The organism is Coprobacillus cateniformis, from assembly GCF_009767585.1.
Taxonomy (GTDB): domain Bacteria; phylum Bacillota_I; class Bacilli_A; order Erysipelotrichales; family Coprobacillaceae; genus Coprobacillus; species Coprobacillus cateniformis.
The window spans coordinates 2,694,400-2,712,097 of sequence record NZ_WSNW01000001.1 but is presented as its reverse complement, the minus strand read 5'-3'; the positions used below and the strand labels follow the sequence as shown (position 1 = coordinate 2,712,097).

17 protein-coding genes and 1 other annotated feature are annotated in these 17,698 nt (G+C 31.2%); all 17 genes read right to left on the bottom strand.

The window, feature by feature from the left end:
• Positions 1–48: 48 nt before the first annotated feature.
• The 17 genes from udk to GQF29_RS13220 all read right to left on the bottom strand — a co-directional run bounded on the left by udk (position 49) and on the right by GQF29_RS13220 (position 17,674).
• Entirely contained in the window at positions 49–672 is a 624-nt protein-coding gene (gene udk / locus GQF29_RS13300; RefSeq protein ID WP_054325244.1) for a uridine kinase, read from the bottom strand.
• The gene (locus GQF29_RS13295; protein ID WP_117598708.1) at positions 669–1,916 is read right to left on the bottom strand and encodes a peptidase U32 family protein; all 1,248 of its coding nucleotides are present in this window, start codon (positions 1,914–1,916) and stop codon (positions 669–671) included. The genes udk and GQF29_RS13295 overlap by 4 nt, the downstream gene beginning before the upstream one ends.
• Complete coding sequence (locus GQF29_RS13290; protein WP_160340823.1) at positions 1,891–2,823, bottom strand: peptidase U32 family protein; 933 nt, start codon at positions 2,821–2,823, stop codon at positions 1,891–1,893. Before GQF29_RS13290 ends, GQF29_RS13295 begins: the two co-directional genes overlap by 26 nt.
• 2 nt (positions 2,824–2,825) lie before the next feature.
• Positions 2,826–3,428, bottom strand: coding sequence for an O-methyltransferase (locus GQF29_RS13285; RefSeq protein ID WP_054688441.1), 603 nt, complete (start codon positions 3,426–3,428; stop codon positions 2,826–2,828).
• Positions 3,416–4,495 carry an endolytic transglycosylase MltG gene (gene mltG, locus GQF29_RS13280; protein ID WP_054688444.1) on the bottom strand — a complete coding sequence of 360 codons (1,080 nt, stop codon included), beginning with the start codon at positions 4,493–4,495 and terminating at the stop codon, positions 3,416–3,418. The genes GQF29_RS13285 and mltG overlap by 13 nt, the downstream gene beginning before the upstream one ends.
• A 288-nt stretch (positions 4,496–4,783) precedes the next feature.
• Entirely contained in the window at positions 4,784–5,860 is a 1,077-nt protein-coding gene (locus GQF29_RS13275) for a lactonase family protein (protein WP_054688446.1), read from the bottom strand.
• Positions 5,861–5,939: 79 nt separating this feature from the next.
• A complete protein-coding gene (locus GQF29_RS13270; protein WP_117598710.1) occupies positions 5,940–6,338 on the bottom strand; it encodes a DUF1292 domain-containing protein in 399 nt (132 codons plus the stop codon).
• 2 nt (positions 6,339–6,340) lie between these two features.
• Positions 6,341–6,763: a Holliday junction resolvase RuvX gene (gene ruvX, locus GQF29_RS13265; RefSeq protein WP_008787886.1), complete on the bottom strand. Its 423-nt coding sequence runs from the start codon at positions 6,761–6,763 to the stop codon at positions 6,341–6,343.
• The gene (locus GQF29_RS13260; RefSeq protein WP_008787885.1) at positions 6,763–7,020 is read right to left on the bottom strand and encodes an IreB family regulatory phosphoprotein; all 258 of its coding nucleotides are present in this window, start codon (positions 7,018–7,020) and stop codon (positions 6,763–6,765) included. The genes ruvX and GQF29_RS13260 overlap by 1 nt, the downstream gene beginning before the upstream one ends.
• Before the next feature lie 66 nt (positions 7,021–7,086).
• Positions 7,087–9,696, bottom strand: coding sequence for an alanine--tRNA ligase (alaS, locus tag GQF29_RS13255; protein ID WP_008787884.1), 2,610 nt, complete (start codon positions 9,694–9,696; stop codon positions 7,087–7,089).
• Between the two features lie 39 nt (positions 9,697–9,735).
• Positions 9,736–9,934 (bottom strand) — a binding site (T-box leader).
• 52 nt (positions 9,935–9,986) lie between these two features.
• On the bottom strand, positions 9,987–10,949 hold the full coding sequence (locus GQF29_RS13250; RefSeq protein WP_008787883.1) for a Na/Pi cotransporter family protein: 963 nt from the start codon (positions 10,947–10,949) through the stop codon (positions 9,987–9,989).
• A gap of 88 nt (positions 10,950–11,037) precedes the next feature.
• Positions 11,038–12,069 (bottom strand): AI-2E family transporter, encoded by a 1,032-nt coding sequence (locus GQF29_RS13245; protein WP_008787882.1) that lies wholly within the window; start codon positions 12,067–12,069, stop codon positions 11,038–11,040.
• Between the two features lie 51 nt (positions 12,070–12,120).
• The gene (locus GQF29_RS13240; protein WP_017143851.1) at positions 12,121–12,258 is read right to left on the bottom strand and encodes a hypothetical protein; all 138 of its coding nucleotides are present in this window, start codon (positions 12,256–12,258) and stop codon (positions 12,121–12,123) included.
• Positions 12,259–12,300: 42 nt separating this feature from the next.
• Positions 12,301–14,493 carry an SF1B family DNA helicase RecD2 gene (gene recD2 / locus GQF29_RS13235; RefSeq protein ID WP_117598711.1) on the bottom strand — a complete coding sequence of 731 codons (2,193 nt, stop codon included), beginning with the start codon at positions 14,491–14,493 and terminating at the stop codon, positions 12,301–12,303.
• Positions 14,493–15,626, bottom strand: a complete 1,134-nt coding sequence (gene mnmA / locus GQF29_RS13230) for a tRNA 2-thiouridine(34) synthase MnmA (RefSeq protein ID WP_117598712.1) — start codon at positions 15,624–15,626, stop codon at positions 14,493–14,495. The genes recD2 and mnmA overlap by 1 nt, the downstream gene beginning before the upstream one ends.
• 92 nt (positions 15,627–15,718) lie before the next feature.
• Complete coding sequence (locus tag GQF29_RS13225; RefSeq protein ID WP_117598713.1) at positions 15,719–16,639, bottom strand: ROK family protein; 921 nt, start codon at positions 16,637–16,639, stop codon at positions 15,719–15,721.
• A gap of 60 nt (positions 16,640–16,699) precedes the next feature.
• Positions 16,700–17,674: an RluA family pseudouridine synthase gene (locus GQF29_RS13220; RefSeq protein WP_117598714.1), complete on the bottom strand. Its 975-nt coding sequence runs from the start codon at positions 17,672–17,674 to the stop codon at positions 16,700–16,702.
• Positions 17,675–17,698 lie beyond the last annotated feature (24 nt).

The following is a 17,698-nucleotide window of genomic DNA, read 5'->3' as shown; positions in this document are numbered from 1 at the left end:
CCACCTCGCGAACTATACTATATCATAAAAATATCAAAAATACTAGCATTAATCAACGATACTTTTGATTTTTGTTATCAATAAATCGACAGCAACAATATTACTTCCGCCCTCTGGAACAATAATATGTGCATACTTTTTAGATGGTTCTATAAACTGCTCATGCATAGGTCTTACTGTTTCTAAATACTGTTTACAAACAGAATCAAGACTTCTTCCACGCTCTTCTATATCTCTTCTTAAACGTCTAATAAAACGAATATCACTATCAGTATCTACATACACCAAGATATCACACATATCACGAACAGCCTGTTCAGCTAGAACAAAAATACCCTCAAGAATGATAACATCTCTTCCTTCAATTGTTTCTGTTATATGACTTCTTGTATGTAATGTATAATCATATGTTGGCTTAAGAATCGTTTCTTTATTCTTCAGTTTCTTTAAATGTTCTACTAATAAATCAGTATCAAAAGCAAATGGATGATCATAGTTGGTTTTTGTTCTTTCTTCAAAAGCCATATGTGATTGATCTTTGTAATAATCATCCTGCTTCATAATTTTAACTTTATGATGTCCTTGAAAACAATCATATAGTTGATGAGCAATTGATGTTTTTCCAGAAGCACTTCCTCCTGCAATACCTATGATAACAGCCTGTTCTCTCATTTTGAAACCTTCCTTCCCATATCATTCACTTCTAATGGTAAATCAACATCAATATATAATATTTCCATAGGATGATTTGCCACTTCAATCATCTCTTTATCTTTATTATAAAGCTTTTTAACTGTAAAGAAAAGATTTGGATGATTTGGTGAGAAAATTTCTATATTATCTCCAACTTTAAAATAATTCCTCTGTTCTATCTTAGCTTGCTTATTTTTCTTATCATAATCCAGAATACGCATAACAAATTCTTGAGTTGGGTGTTCATCACGCAAATTAAAAAGTTGTTCTTCATTGCTTGGGTGATCATAAAAGAAGCCATGACATAAAGCTCGATTCGCAGCTTTCATTAATTCCTGATGATAACTTTCATCTTGAATAAAATCATCTGGATTTTCACAATAAGCATCAATAAGTTTACGATATGTTGAAACAACTGTTGCTATATAATGTAGAGATTTCATACGACCTTCTATTTTAAATGAATTGACACCTAATTCAATTAACTCCCCAATATGATCAATTAATGACATATCTTTACTGGACATACTAAATGGCATATCGCCTTCTTGATTCATCAAAACTCCATTTTGATATAAATCATAATACCAACGACATGACTGTGAACAACCACCACGATTTGCATCACGTCGACTGAGATAATTCGATAACATACATCTTCCTGAATAATGAATACACATGGCTCCATGAATAAAGTACTCAACATCAACAGGAGCATACTCCATAATCGTTCTTAAATCATCATATGTGACTTCACGTCCTAGTACAACACGATCCATTCCCATACTTTTATAAAATTCAATCGCTTTTAAATTCAACGTTGATAACTGCGTTGAAACATGAACCTCTAAGTTTAAATGCATATCTTTAGCTATTTTCATAATATATGGATCAGCAACAATAATAGCAGTTACACCAATATCATCCAATGCCTGTAAGTAATTCTGAATGCCTTCTAAATTATCCTGATGTAATATGATATTGCATGTGACATGAATGTGTGCCCCATATTGAGAAGCAAATTCAACTGCTTCTTTTATATCTTCCAATGTAAAATTAGAAGCTTGAGAACGCAAAGAAAATTCTTTACCACCAACAAAAACAGCATCTGCTCCATAGATAATAGCAATCTTTAGTTTCTCTAAATTCCCAGCAGGAGCAAGCAACTCTGGCTTCTTTATAATTTTTCTCTTTCCATTAATGATTTGACTCACGTTTCTCATTATCTATCTTCCTCATATCTTCTAATTTATAAACTGTTTGATCAAATAAAAATCCTCTATCTAATGGTGTCTTTAATTGATATAAAAGTTTCATATATTCTTTTATATCTTTATCATATGTTCCATTTTGGAAACTCTTTAAAGCATCACTATATAATGAAGCTATCTCCACTGCTTCTTCCTCACCCATCATCAGTGTTTCAATATATAAATAATCAAAATTATGAATTTGATTGAATAAATCGAGAGTATATAATCTCGTCTCAGAAAAAATATGTGTTCCCTTGGAATCTTCAAAAATTTTAAAAACATAATCCGAATTTTTAGCCAGCAAGGTAAAATCATTATGGTTATTGATATCTAGATTCAAACCAGATGCTTCCTTATAATTAGATAACAATGCCCTTTTACTTGCTGCTATATATTCAACACCATGTCCCTGTAACATCACAGGCATATGAACTTCCTGAGCAATAAGACATTGTTCATCTAAAGGAATAACACGAGATAAAAATGCACTTGTTACACCTTGTTCCTGTAACACATTGAGTGTCATCGCATTTGTATTTAATGTTTCAGGTGCATACATCATATCAAATGTATAGCCTCTTTCTTTCACAATCTGTAAAATACCAAAATCCTGAAATACAATCCCCTGAATAGGTAACTGACTAAGTTGCTCTATATAACCTTCAACTTCAGACATCATATATTGATCATATAAAGCATTCATTGAAACATAGAATATTTGTTCAGGATAATTTCCTATTATTTTTGTCATATCATCTAGTGAAAAAACATAGGGGCAATGAAATGAGTATTGACCACCTAATATAAAAGTGTCAATCCCCATACTTATATAATCATATAATCTTTCTTGATTATTTAATGATAAAACTATCTTCATGTTTAATCCTTTCTTCTAATCACACAGATACCATCGCCTATTGGGTAATAGTCAACATCATAATCATTATGATTAAAAATCCAATCTTTAAATCTTTTTATTTTCTTGACCAATTGTTTTGTATTTCTATTCTTAATGTGGTCAATATCAAAAATCATACCATGAAAATCTAAATTATCAACAATTATGATTCCATTTTTTTTCACAAAAGAAACATATTTTTCAAAAAACTTCTGATACTGTGCTTTGGCAGCATCAATAAAGAGACAATCATAAGGCCCATAATGTAATTTCGTTGTATCAAAAGTTAAGGCATCATCATGATATATTGAAATCTGAGAATCTAAATGATATTTATGAATATTATGAACTGCCTCTTGATATCTTTCTTCATTTAATTCTATTGTATCAATTTTTAAATCATCAACATGAGTCACCATCATCATAGATGAATAACCTATTGCTGAACCAATCTCTAAACAAGAAGTTGCTTTGATTTCATTTAACTGAGAAATTAAAAAGAGTATTCCCTCTTTTTGCATAATGGGAATATTTCTTTTTAAAGCATCTTGCTCTATTTGATCAAAATCTTTTAATCTAACCATAATCCTGCGTCCTTTGCTTTTTTCACTTGCTGTGTATGTTCTTCATATGTTTTAGTATAAACAACAACAGTCTTTGATTTATCTTGAGCATCTTTAATTGCAAAGAAATAAAAATAGTCATGTTTTTTATACTGAAGACATGCTTCCATAGTTGTTGCAGGAACACTACTAATAGGTCCAACAGGTAAACCTGTATATTTGTATGTGTTATATTGAGAATTTATTTCTAGATGTGAATAAGAAACATCTACACCTGTTCTTTGCCAAGCATAGTTAACAGTAATATCACTTTGTAAAAGCATTCCCTTTTTCAAACGATTCATAAAGACACCAGCAATCATAGGACGATCTGTTTCACCTTGCCCAGATTCTCTTTCAACAATAGAAGCAAATGTTAAGAATTGATGAGGTGTCCAATTCATTTCTTTCATTTTATCTTTATATGGTGTTAATTTCTTATCCATCATATCTAATGCTAATTTTGTAATACCTTCTAAAGTAGGATTTTCATCTGTTACATAATATGTATCAGGATACAGATAGCCTTCTAAGGGATACAGAATATTCCTATTAAGAATACTATTATCTATAAACCAATAATCCTTAATCAATGATTTTAAATATTCCTGATTTGACCACGCTTTAATAATATCATCATCTGACATATCTAATATTTCAGAAAATGCTTTTGCAACTTCTGGAATGGTATTTCCTTCTTTAATTGTTAATTTTGATTTTAAGATATATTTAAAGTCTGGATTTTGAATAATATCAAAAATCTCTGATAATGACATATTTTTATGGAATATATATGTATTTGCTTGAAGTTTATCAAAATGATTAAACTTTAAAAACAATTTTCCACATAATTTATTATTTACTAATCCAGCCTTATCAAGCGTATCTAACATTTGTGATGCACTTGAACCAGATTCAATTTTAACAATGACTTCTTCATCTTTAGTAGAGACTGCAGAAATACCATGATTATAAAAGAGGATAGAACCAATTAATGCTATTCCTACAACAACTCCTATAATAATTAAAATGATTTTTTTATTTTTCATAAATCGTCCTCCATCTCTATTATTATAAGTGATTTTACAAGAATTATCAATAAAACATACTCTTTTACATTTCTCACTATGATGATATATATTGTTTAAGCATGAACACTCATTGTAAAACAAATGTCTTAATAACATTATATGAAAGTCTGTTGATATGATATCTTTAGCAATTGTTTAATGAATTCAATGATAAAAAAGTTAAAAGTCATCTATAACTCAATTAAGAATCGTTTTTTTGCATAATCAATAGGCAATATAATATAAAAGAGTTCAAACTGAACTCTTTTATAATCCTCTACCTTCTATTAAACAAACAGGTTCACCAACCATGTAACTAAAATGTGTCTCATAAAGAACACCCTTTGATTCATTTCGTTTTAATTCAAATGATTCTAATGTCCCACCTAATTGTGAAGCAACAACAAGCCAACGATCATTAACTAAAATCATTGCACGAGGTTTTTCATCAGTATCTAAGTATTCAATATATGTTAATTTCCCTGTTGCAGAATCAACTTCAAATGCCGCTACTGAATCATGTCCACGGTTTGACACAAATAAATAGTCACCTTTTTCACTAATAACAATATCACCAGCCAAGCTTTCTTTCGTATATTCATCTTTTGGATAAGTATCAATTTCTTGTATAAAAGTAAATTGGCAATCTTGATAACTATAAACACAAACTGTATTTGATAATTCATTTAAGACATATGCATATTTACCATCAGGAGTAAAAATCATTTTCTTAGGACCACTTCCTGGAGCCAATTGAAATGAATTTTCTTCATCTCTTTCTAATCTTCCTTTTTCACCAACTTTATATAATACAACTTCATCAGTTCCTAAATCACAAACAAACATTCTTTTCTGATCAGGTGTTTGCTCAATAAAATGCGGATGAGCTTCACTTTGACGTTTAGAATCAAGTCCATGTCCTTCATGTTTTATAGTTTGTGTTACTTTTACAATCTTTTGTTTCAAAATTGCAATTGTTACAACTTCACCATTATAATAATCTACAGCATAAGCAAAATCACGATTTTCATTGACAAAACAGCTCATATACGTTTTTCCCTGACAAGTTGCTTTACCAGCTAAACCAAACTGTAAATCCATTGTTGCATATTGCCATAATCCACCATCAGTCTTTTTTCCTGTATGATTCTTATAACATACATAAATAAAGCGCTCACGCTTAAATAATGCTGTTGGATTTGCTAATGACTTATAAAACTTTTTCTTGAGAATTTCTCCATTATCAATATCCAAGTGAAAAACATACATCCCTCTTGTCATGTTATTCCCATAACTTCCTACGAAGATAGGCTTCACATTACGTTTCTTAAAAAACAGTCCCATTTGTTAATCCTCCTTAATACTTTCCTTATTATGTCATATAATTATGAATTCATTATAAACAAAGAAAAGGTAACCAAAGTTACCCTTCTTTTTTATGACAACAACATTCATGATCTTCATCATGATGTCCTTCACCATGGCAACATTCATGATCTTCATCATGATGCCCTTCTCCATGACAGCATTCATGATCTTCTTGACCATGGCAACAACTATGTTCTTCATTCTCTTCACTTTCGTCTTCAGAAATAAAACTATTAAAGACTTCTTCAATCATATCCCATTCTTCTGGTGTATCTACTGGATACAAATGTCCTTCATCATCATAAACCGATGAATAAACTTGAGGTTCTTCTGCAGTCGCATCATAATATAAAACATATTTTTTACCAGTATCATCACTTTCAAAAGTAAATAATACATCAAATTCTAATTCTTTTCCATTATCATCAATAACTTTAATTTTGTTTGCGTCCATGACTATCTCCTTTGACTATCTAAATACCCTTGTAGAATTTGAACAGCAGCGAGTTTATCAATAACTTCTTTGCGCTTCTTTCTAGAAACATCAGCAAAGATCAGTTGATTCTCCATCATTACAGTTGTTAATCTTTCATCTACAAGTATAACTTCGACATCCATCATTTTCTCTAATCGTTCCTTAAAATCAATAGAGATTTGTGCTCTCTCGCCCAAATCTCCATTCATATGCTTAGGAAGACCGAGTACAATTGTATGGATATTATTTTCCTGGACTATCGTTTTGATATGATAAGCAGCACTTTTATAGTGATTATCTTTAAAACGATATGTCTCAACTCCTTGGGCAATAATTCCTAATGGATCACTTATTGCTATACCACACGTTCTTGATCCCAAATCTAATCCTAATATTTTCTCCACTATTTTGACTCCAAATAGAATTTTACAAGTTCCTCAATAATTTCATCACGATCAATCTGTTGAATAATTGAACGTGCTCCTTTGTGGCTTGAAATATATGCAGGGTCATTAGAGATTAAGTAACCTGCAATCTGATGAACTGCATTATATCCTCTTTCATCCAGTGCTTGAGAAACAGTCATTAAATTAGAATGAATGACTTCTCTTTTAATTTCTTCTGAATTAAATAGACGTGTTTGAGTAAAATCTTTTGCCATAGCACATACCTCCTGTCTATATAATTCATATTACACCATATTGCTAAAAATTGCTAGTAAAAGTGCTTAGAATACGCTTTTTATTTGCTTGATTGCATCATTTATATGTTCTTGTGAAGGACACCCACCTTGTGCAAAGTCTGGTTTTCCACCACCTCTACCGCCTGTCACTTCATTTATCATTTTAACAAGATCACCAGCTTTATAACCATTTTTGACCATTGAAGCTGTTAAACCAACAAAATAAGATGTTTTTCCTTCATATTCACTCACCAGAACAACAACACCATTTGTTAATTGATCCCTTAATTCAAATGTCATTTGTTTAGCAATAGAAGCATCTTTACTTTCACTAACATATAAGAATTGTACACCATTTATCTCTTCTATATTCTTAGATTTTTCTTTTGCTTCAATACTATTTAATTTGTCTAAATATTGATCTCTTTCCTTTTTGACTTCATGCGTCTCATCTATGAATTGCGTCACTTTTTCTACAATTTCATTTCTATTCTTTAATTTGAATAATTCACTTATTGTTTGAATTGTTTCTTCAGATTTCTTCATTGATTGATATGCTTTCTGTGCAGTCACAGCTTCAATACGACGAATCCCTGATCCAACACTTTCCTCACTTTCAATCTTAAACAAAGCAATCTGAGCACTATTGGAAACATGGCACCCACCACAAAGTTCTTTAGAGTAATCTCCAACACTGACAACACGAACTTGATCTCCATACTTTTCATCAAACAATGCCATTGCACCAGAATGCATAGCTTCATCTTTGCTCATGAATTCAATTTGTACATTTAACCCATTAAAAATTTGTTCATTAACTTGATCTTCAACTTTGCGTATTTCTTCATCAGTCATCTTTTGTGGATGTGTAAAGTCAAAACGTAATCTTTCAGCATCAACATAAGACCCTGATTGCGAAACATGTTCACCTAATACTGTCTTTAAAGCCTTTTGTAATAAGTGAGTTGCAGTATGATTATTTTGAATCAATGCACGTTTATGTGCATCAACTTTTAAAATCAATTCATCTCCAACCTTGACACTTCCATTTTTAATTTTAATCACATGTAAATGTTGTAGACGGGGTGCTCTTGAAACATATGTCACATCTAACAATGTTGTCTCATTAGACATCGTTCCAGTATCAGCACACTGTCCTCCCATCTCTGCATAGAAAGTTGTTTGGTCTAAAATAATTTCTCCCTGTGTAGTAATTTCATCACATTTAACACCATCAATAAAAGTAGCAATGACTTTAGCTGTTATTGGTGAATGATCATATACAAATTGACTTGGTGTATCAAAAGCCATTAAATCTGGTTTTTGTGATGACATTGATTCATTATCACCTCGTGCATTTCTTGCACGGACTTGCTGAGCTTTCATTTCAGCTTTAAAACCAGCTTCATCAACTGTAAATCCTGTTTCTTCTGCAATTTCAACTGTTAATTCTAATGGGAATCCATATGTATCATATAATTTGAATGCATCTTTACCGTCTAATTGCTGATCAATTGTTTTTTTCAACATCTGATTTAATAATTTCTCACCATTAGATAATGTTTTATGAAAAGCCTCTTCTTCCTTTTTTACAAGTCCACTCACATAGTCTGCTTTAGCTGGTAAATAATCATAGAATTCTTTCATAATATCAGCCACAACATAAACCAATTTATACATAAAAGAATGATCAATTCCAATCTTCTTCCCATAACGAACTGCACGTCTTAAAATACGTCTTAAAACATACCCTCTACCTGCATTATCAAACAATGCCCCATCACTTAATGCAAAAGTAACAGTACGAATATGGTCTGCAATGACACGATAAGCCATTTTATTGTCTTCATATCTGACATTTGTCATTTCTTCAGTTGCATGAATAATTGGCAGGAAGAAATCCGTATCAAAATTTGTTTCTCCACCTTGAATAATACTAACCAGTCTTTCAAGACCCATTCCAGTATCAATGTTTTTTTGTGGTAATTCTTTATATTCCTTTCGGTCAATAGTAGGATTACAATCAAATTGTGAAAAAACAACGTTCCAAATTTCAATATAACGATCATTTTCTAACTCTTCAAAAAATAATTTTTCACCTAAACCATCAGGGTCATATTCAACACCACGATCATAGAAAATTTCAGAATCAGGACCACCTGGACCTTCTCCAATTTCCCAAAAGTTTCCATCAGTTTTTAAAATATGACTTGGATCTACATGACAAACTTCAGTCCAAATACGATAAGCATCGTCATCATCAGTATAAACTGTCACATATAATTTTTCTTTATCAAATCCTATCCATTCCGGACTTGTTAGAAACTCCCATGCAAAAGGAATCGCATCTTCTTTAAAATAATCTCCTATTGAAAAATTTCCTAACATTTCAAAGAAAGTATGATGTCTTGCTGTTTTTCCAACATTTTCAATATCATTTGTACGAATTGATTTTTGAGCATTGACTATTCTATGGCATGCGGGTTGTTCACTTCCATCAAAATATTTTTTTAATGCTGCAACTCCTGCGTTAATCCATAATAATGTTGGATCATTATGAGGAATCAATGATGCCCCAGGTTCAATCATGTGTCCTTTAGATTTAAAATAATCCAAGAACATTTGTCTTACTTGATTTCCAGTTAATTGTTTCATAATATCCTTCTCCTTTACAAAATAAAAAGTCCTTCCTATAAAAGGAACGACTTAAATCGCGGTACCATCCTTATTCATAATCAAAAGATTATGCTCTCTAAGTCGATAACGCCGACTATGCGTTGATGTTTACATCACTCTTCAAAGTAGCTTTCTTTATATTCTGATAGAAATTTGCACCAACCATTTCCTCTCTAAAAACAGAATTATAAATACTCTTCTTTTTTAACGATTTGACTTTTGTATTATACCCAATTTTATTGTAAAAATCAATATAAAAACAATTCTTGTTATATATATCCTTTTTCCCTCTTCTTTGTTAATGGAATTAATCTTTCAATAAATTTTAGAATAGGCTTATCAATGAATAAAAAGGCCGCTGTTGTTATGACATTAAATAATGTATGCATATTCGCAATTTTACGCATTGGTTCATGGGGAGTCCAGCCTTCAACTATTGATACAATTGGAGTAAATTGACAAATAACAAGAAAAGCTGAAGTTCCCAATACATTAAAAAGAAGATGAAACAAAGCTAATCTTTTAGCATTACGACAACCAGATAATGATGCAATGAAAGCAGTCATACATGTTCCAATATCAAATCCAAATAAAAAATATACTGCCTGAGAAAAAGGGATAAGATGTTGCATTGCAAGGGTTTGTAAGATACCAATAGAAGCTGATGAACTTTGAATAATTGCTGTAAATAATGCCCCAACTAAAACCGCAAATAAAGGATGCGAAAGAGTGATCATGGAATTTAAGAACAATTCAGATGACTGTAAAGGTATCATTGATTGTGACATCATTTCTAATCCCATAAACAACATCCCTATTCCAGTCAAAACTTCGCCACATAAACGAGCTGCACGCCATGAGAAAAAGACAATCAGAATAACCCCTACAATAGCAAATACAGGTGCAAAAACACCTATATCAAAAGCAATCAATTGTCCTGTCATTGTGGTCCCAATATTTGCTCCCATTATAACCCAAATAGCTCTATTTAGTTTCATCACTTTGGCATTCACAAAGCCTATTAACATGACTGTCATTGCAGATGAACTTTGAATAATACAAGTTATCAATGTCCCTACCAAAATAGCTTTTAATTTGTGATTAGTGAGTTTTTCTAAAATATATTCTAATTTAATCCCTGCCCCATCTAACAAGCCATCAGACATCATTTTCATACCATAAAGAAATAAGGCAAGACCTCCTAGTAATCCTAAAATATCTTTTGTTTCCATAAATGACTCCTTTTTCTTTTATTATAAAGAATATCATTTAAAGAATTTGTAAGATAAAGAATAATCATAATATGAATATTTTTTATGATTATTCTTTTGAAACAATTTGTTTAACTTTCGTAAAAACATTTAGATTTTTTAGTAACTCTAGCAAAAGTAAACTATATGATAATAGCAATGGTGAAAAGATCATCCCTACAATACCAAATAAATCACCAAAGAAGGTCAATGCTATAAACAAAGCAATAGGATGTAGTCGTATACACTTAGAAAAAAGATAAGGCTGTAAATATGAAGATTCTAAATATTGTAGAACAATGACTGCAATAAAAGCAACATATCCCATTTGAGGATCAGCTATATATTCATAAATAACAACAGGTATCCCACCTATATAAGGTCCAATATAAGGCACAAGATTGGTAATTGATAAAAAGAGGGCAATCCATAAAAAGAGATCTTCATCAATAAAAAAGAAAGGAATAAGACACATTAAAAAGAAAAAGAGAAAATCTAAAATTAAAGATTTCATAAACTGATAAGTTAAAAGTTTTAAGCGTTTTAAGGTTTGCATACATGGTCCTTGTTTATCAAATGGTAAATAAACAATTAATTTCTCGATAAGATGCATATTATCATAAGAAAGATAAAATGATATTCCCATGGCTAAAAGGATATTGGTAACCCAGTAAATGACAGATTGTGTCCAACCATTAAGAATTCCCATTAAATAATCTATGACTTGATATTGTTGTAAAAAATCAAAGATTGTAGAGAAAATTGGATTCAATCTTAAATGACCATTACAATATTGATTATAAAATTTTAAACATTGTTCCAAAATATAAGGAGCAACAAAATAGCATCCTATCACAAATAACAATGATAAGGATAGATAAATATGGACAACAACAATTTTTCTGCTTAATCTATCATTTGTAAAATAATCTATCAAAGGATCTAATAAAAAATGAAAGAACAAAGCAATAATAAGTGGAAAAAATAAATTAAAAACATAACAAAAGAATGCACCTATTTGAAATAATGTAATGACATAATATAACAAAATAGCACAAATACTAAAGATAATGATATTTTTAGCTAGCGTAACTTTATTCATATGAAAACCCCTTTATATCAAAAAGGACTAAAAATTAGTCCTTAGTACTCCTTAAAGTTGTTCTTTGATAGCCTTTTTTGCTTTATGAACTGTATGTTCAATTTCATCAGCACAAGGCATATCACTCATCATAATCATTGCTGCGGCAACAATTCCTGCTGAGAAAAAGGCAACTGCTAATTTAGACATTATGTCTCACTCCTTTAAAAGTACATTCTTAGTATGACCATTTTACATAAAATCATACGGTGAAATTGATTGAGTTTGTGACATTTTTTCAGATAGCGTTGTTCGTCTTTTTTCATCATGATTATTAGCAATTCCATAAGCAAATGCCTGATGATTTCCAATTACAAATAAAGATTGCTTTGCCCGTGTTAAACCTGTATAAATTAAATTTTTCTTTAACATAATATAATAGTCTTTTAAAACTGGCATAATAACAATTTTGAATTCATTTCCTTGAGATTTATGAATACTCATACAATAAGCATGTGTAATTGTATAAAAATCATTAGCAGTATATTCTACATATACTCCATCAAAATTAACAATCAGTGTATCTGCCAAAAATTCAAAATTATCTTTATAACATATTTCTTCTAAAATACCAATATCGCCATTAAAAACATTATCGTCAATACGATTTTTTAATTGTAAAATCTTATCGCCCTCACGATAAATACGTTTACCAACACGCAATTCATTTTTATACTCATCATGAGGATTTAAAAGTTCTTGTAAACAGTCATTTAAGGCATCAATTCCTGCTACACCATTATACATTGGTGCTAGAACTTGAATATCATTAGCATCATATCCTTCTTTCATTGCTTTTGAAACAAGAACCTTTACATAGTTCACAATGTCATAAGAAGCACATGTTTGAAAATGGATATCTTTATAATCAAAAAAAAGATGTTCTTGATAATGATCATTACGAATACTATGTGCTAATTGAGTAATTCCACTTTCCTGTGACTGACGATAAATACGATCTAATTTAACTGTTGGTATCATTTGGCTTTCTAGTAAATCCTTCAATACATGTCCTGGTGCAACTGAAGGTAACTGCTGGTCATCACCAATCAATAAAATTTTTGTCACCTTACAAGAAGCAGAGAGGAGATTTGAAAACAATAAAGAATCTACCATTGAAAATTCATCAATAACCAACAAATCTATATCTAAAGGATTTTGAGCATTAACTGCAAATGTATTCGTATGTAAATCCCATTTTAAAAGTCGATGAATTGTACAAGCTTCAAGACCTGTGACTTCACTTAATCTTTTTGATGCACGACCAGTTGGTGCAACCATAGCAATTCGTTGGTCTGGATTTAATTTTGTATATAATTTTATTATAGCCTCAACAATGGTCGTTTTTCCAGTTCCAGGTCCACCAGTTAAAATCATTGCTGATTGTTCTAAAAATAAACGAATAGCCTCTTTTTGTAAATCATCATATTCAATAGCCAATGTATTTTGTAAGTCATCTAATAATTGATTGACTTCCTCATCATCATATTTATAAAGTGGTGCTTTAAGCCAACGCTGAAATGTCTTGGCAATGATATTTTCACTTTCATATAAATCAAACGGATAATATTTTTCTACTTCTTGTATAATCTTTTCTTCATCAATCAGTTCATCTAAATAGTCATCACATTGCTCATATGAGATGTTTGGTATAAAGCGATGGAAATTCTTATAAATGCGATCATGTTCTTGAAAAGTACTGCCATCTTGAAAACAAGCTTCTTTTAATGCATAAAGAACAGCTGCTTTCATGCGATTGTCATCTAAAGGATCAACGCCTATTTTCAAAGCCAGTTCATCTGCTGTTTTAAAACCAATTCCATCAATATCATCTATAAGCTGATAAGGATTGTTTTGCAAAACATCTAATGTATGTTCCTGATAAACAGCTTGGATGAGTGCTAAATTTTTAGTACTAATACCATGTCCCATAAAAAATGATAAAACCTCTTGATCAAAATCCTGAGAGGATAAAACATCAATAATTGTTTCACGCTTTTTTTCATTCATTCCACGAACACTATCTAAAACATGTTTATCTTCTTTAATTTTATTGAGTGCATCTTTTCCCAATGTATCAACAATAGCAGTTGCTTGTTTTTCACCAATTCCCTTGAATAATGGGCTAGATAAATAGCGAATGATTTCACTCTCATCATCCGCTAAAATAATCTCATATGATTGAATTTGAAATTGTTTACCATATTTAGGATGAATTGTGTATTCCCCTTGAAAATGATATTTATCTTGTGGGTTTACATAACTCATATATCCTGTTGCCAATATTGGTTTATCTTCTTGTTCACTATCAATCACACAAACAATAAACTTTGTATCTTCACTATAGAATCGCACCTGTTTAATAATTCCAGTGTATTCTAACATTATAAATATGTAATCTCCTTTTGATCTTTATAAACTTTTTCAATTGTTCCCCCACCCAAGCACACATCAGCATTGTAAAAGACTGCTGCCTGTCCTGGTGTAACAGCTTTAATAGGCTGTTTAAATGTGACATAAATTGTTGTTTCATCTACAAAATGAACAGAAACATCATTATCTTTTTGGCGATATCTAAATTTTGCAGTACATGTAAAATCATCTTCTGGTCTTAAACTTGATATCCAATTAACATCTGTTATCAAAGCGCCTTCACTCATTAGCCAATCATTTTGATCTCCTTGACAAACATATAATATATTCTCATCATATTCTTTTCCAACAACAAACCATGCATCTCCAGGTCCACCAATATTAAGACCTTTTCTTTGTCCTATAGTATAATACATAATTCCTTGATGTTCACCAACAATTTGTTTTGTTTGAATATCTACCATATGACCATTTTTAGCAGGAATATAATTTTTTAGAAACTCTCTAAAGTCACGTTCTCCAATAAAACAAATTCCTGTACTATCTTTTTTATGTGCAACTGGTAGATTTAGATCTTCTGCAAGTTTTCTAACTTCAGGCTTTGTTAATTCACCAATTGGAAATAGTGAAGACTGGAGTTGTGACTGATTCAATTGACATAGAAAATATGTCTGATCTTTATTATTATCAACGCCTCTTAACATAAGAGAATCTTGTCCTAAATGATGTTCAACACGTGCATAATGTCCTGTTGCTATATAATTGGCATCAATCGATTTTGCATAATCCAAAAAGGCTTTGAACTTAATATGTTTATTACATAAAATATCTGGATTCGGTGTCCTTCCTTTGGCATATTCTTCTAAAAAATATGTAAAAACATGATCCCAATATTCTTTAATAAAATCAACACGGCGAAGTTCCAATCCTAAATGTTCAGCAACTTTCTTAGCATCATTATAATCTTCTTCCTGAGGGCATATCTCATTATTATTGGTAGGATTTCCTAAAATATCATTATTAAGCGAAGAATCCCAGTTACGCATAAAAACGCAAATCACTTCATAGCCCTGTTCTTTTAATAAATAGGCAGCAACCGCACTATCAACTCCACCACTGAGACCTAATACGACTTTTTCTTTCATAAACACCCTCCTTCACTGCTTCTTTATTCTAACACTTTATGTTCCTTTTATAAAGAAAAAAATGATAAAGGATTGACCTTTATCATTTAACATTATTTTAATCTAGACATTGGTAACATTGCAGCACCAATTGCTCCACAATCTTCCAATTCTGTTTCTAATAGCGGTATGTATCCTCTCATACCAACATGGATTTTGGCATTGAATTGTTCAACCAATCGATCATAGAAATAACGTTTAGATTTCATCACGCCACCTCCAATAATAAAGCAATGAGGGTCAACTGTATGAGCAATATTAGCAAGCATTGTTGCAAGTTCACTTACACATTCATCTACAATTCCTTGCGCTTTCACATCACCTTCATCTGCTAATCTAAAGACATCACCAGCATGAGCAACCTTATCTTCACCTAGAATTTCTTTACCCTTACGTGTAATTGCAGTACCGCTCGCTTCACCTTCAACCGCTCCAGGATTTAGTCCACCAAATTTATAACCATTGTTTTTTACAATGATATTTCCAATTTCACCGGCATGTCCTCTTCCACCTGAAACAACTTGCCCATTCACAATAAAGGCTCCTCCAATTCCAGTTGAAATTGTAACATAATAACATGTTGCTTTCCCTTTTCCAGCTCCAAGTAATGCTTCTGCCAATCCAGCAACATTTGCATCATTATCAATAAACACTGGCAAGTTAAAACGACTTGATAATTTCTCACAAATTGGATAATTTTCAAAACCAGGCAAGTTTGTTGCCATAATCATGACTCCATGAACAGTATCTACAGGTCCTGGTACTCCAATTCCAATCCCTTCAATATTTGCAATTCCCCCACAAATACTACAATCTAAGCTTTCAATTTGACGAATGATTTTTGAACAAACAAAATCAGGTCCTTTTTCTCTTTCTGTTGCATCCTTTACTTCACTATATGTTTTCCCATTTTCATCAACCAAAAGAGTACGAACATTAGTTCCCCCTAAGTCAATTCCTATATAGTATTTCATTCTCCGTTCTCCTTCCATACATATATGATTATTATACAATAAAAATAGATATTTTCATAGTTACAATTTACAAAACATACTTCTTTTTATATCTTGTAAATTTTGGGGAAGTGGACACATCATCACTTGATTTTGTAAATATTTTAAACAACCAATTGGCTTCACAAATTTAATTGTATAAGCATGTAAAAATTGATGTTGAAGATGATATTTTTTCTTCATTTCTCTATTTAATTCAAAATCACCATATTTACTATCACCTATGATAGGATGTCCAACACTAGCCAAATGAACTCTAATCTGATGCGTTCTTCCTGTGACTAATTTCACTTTCAATAATGAAAATCCCTGATAAAATTCAATATTTTCTACAAGTGTATGCATCATTAATGCGCCAGGTGTATTTTGAGTTACGACTTTGACAAGTGACTGGTCACCATCTTTTTTCATATAACCAACAAGATCTATTGAAGACATATAGCCCTTGCATATTGTTAAATACGTTTTTTCTATACAATGGCGTTTCTTCATCATCTCATTTAAATCCTGTAGTGCTCGCAGAGTCTTTCCAAAAATAACAATTCCACTTGTATTACGATCTAATCTATGAACTGGTCCTGGTGTAAACCCCAATGAAGTTTGAGGATCATATTCACCTTTTTGATGGAGATAAGTTAACACCTGATTAGATAAAGTATTCATATCTTCATTGATATCTTCATGAACAAGTAAGCCTGCCGGTTTTCCTACAACTAATATCTTATCATCTTCATAAATCACCTGAAATTCTATTTTTAAATCAAATATTGTTTGTGCTCTTGTATATTCCTGAAACTTATCTTCATACAAAAATAGTTCTACAATATCATGATTTTGTAAGATATAGTTTTCTTTGACTTTGACTCCATTCACTTTTACATCCTTTTTCCTTAACATTTTATAAACGAGTTGCGATGGAGCTTGACATAAAAGTTTTTTCAAATACTTATCTATTCTTTGATTTGCATGATTTTCATCTATAATTAACTTTTTCATTCTAATCACCATAAACATTATACA

Coding starts and splice junctions, on each gene's coding strand:
- udk (WP_054325244.1), bottom strand. CDS start 672: ATGAGAGAACAGGCTGTTATCATAGGTATTGCAGGAGGAAGTGCTTCT.
- GQF29_RS13295 (WP_117598708.1), bottom strand. CDS start 1,916: ATGAGAAACGTGAGTCAAATCATTAATGGAAAGAGAAAAATTATAAAG.
- GQF29_RS13290 (WP_160340823.1), bottom strand. CDS start 2,823: ATGAAGATAGTTTTATCATTAAATAATCAAGAAAGATTATATGATTAT.
- GQF29_RS13285 (WP_054688441.1), bottom strand. CDS start 3,428: ATGGTTAGATTAAAAGATTTTGATCAAATAGAGCAAGATGCTTTAAAA.
- mltG (WP_054688444.1), bottom strand. CDS start 4,495: ATGAAAAATAAAAAAATCATTTTAATTATTATAGGAGTTGTTGTAGGA.
- GQF29_RS13275 (WP_054688446.1), bottom strand. CDS start 5,860: ATGGGACTGTTTTTTAAGAAACGTAATGTGAAGCCTATCTTCGTAGGA.
- GQF29_RS13270 (WP_117598710.1), bottom strand. CDS start 6,338: ATGGACGCAAACAAAATTAAAGTTATTGATGATAATGGAAAAGAATTA.
- GQF29_RS13260 (WP_008787885.1), bottom strand. CDS start 7,020: ATGGCAAAAGATTTTACTCAAACACGTCTATTTAATTCAGAAGAAATT.
- alaS (WP_008787884.1), bottom strand. CDS start 9,696: ATGAAACAATTAACTGGAAATCAAGTAAGACAAATGTTCTTGGATTAT.
- GQF29_RS13250 (WP_008787883.1), bottom strand. CDS start 10,949: ATGGAAACAAAAGATATTTTAGGATTACTAGGAGGTCTTGCCTTATTT.
- GQF29_RS13245 (WP_008787882.1), bottom strand. CDS start 12,069: ATGAATAAAGTTACGCTAGCTAAAAATATCATTATCTTTAGTATTTGT.
- GQF29_RS13240 (WP_017143851.1), bottom strand. CDS start 12,258: ATGTCTAAATTAGCAGTTGCCTTTTTCTCAGCAGGAATTGTTGCCGCA.
- recD2 (WP_117598711.1), bottom strand. CDS start 14,493: ATGTTAGAATACACTGGAATTATTAAACAGGTGCGATTCTATAGTGAA.
- mnmA (WP_117598712.1), bottom strand. CDS start 15,626: ATGAAAGAAAAAGTCGTATTAGGTCTCAGTGGTGGAGTTGATAGTGCG.
- GQF29_RS13225 (WP_117598713.1), bottom strand. CDS start 16,639: ATGAAATACTATATAGGAATTGACTTAGGGGGAACTAATGTTCGTACT.
- GQF29_RS13220 (WP_117598714.1), bottom strand. CDS start 17,674: ATGAAAAAGTTAATTATAGATGAAAATCATGCAAATCAAAGAATAGAT.